The sequence below is a fragment of the Sulfitobacter sediminis genome, from assembly GCF_040811725.1.
Taxonomy (GTDB): domain Bacteria; phylum Pseudomonadota; class Alphaproteobacteria; order Rhodobacterales; family Rhodobacteraceae; genus Sulfitobacter; species Sulfitobacter sediminis.
Window position 1 is genome coordinate 1 of the sequence record NZ_JBFNXX010000182.1, and the last position, 257, is coordinate 257.

1 pseudogene is annotated in these 257 nt (G+C 64.2%); it reads right to left on the reverse strand.

The features are described 5' to 3' along the window. A pseudogene (locus AB2B41_RS23605) lies at positions 1-257 on the reverse strand (IS5/IS1182 family transposase); the annotation flags it as partial.

Below are 257 nucleotides of genomic sequence, written 5' to 3' on the forward strand. Positions count from 1 at the left end.
TTGGAGCCAGTCAATCGCGCGGCCTGGTCGGCGGGCGAGATCGCCTTCGGCTTTACCGGTGTCGCCGCGCCGAAGGCAGCATCATCGAGCGTGTCGAGGTATTCCTGCGTCGCCCGGTTTACCGCATCTGCTGCAGACCAGCCCGAGAAGTCCACCTTCGTATAACGGCTGGCATCAGCCTTGCTGAGCGAAGCATCTGCTCCAAAGCTCTCGCCGCCGACCCGTCCCTCGGCAATGCAGCGCGCCAGTACCTGCTC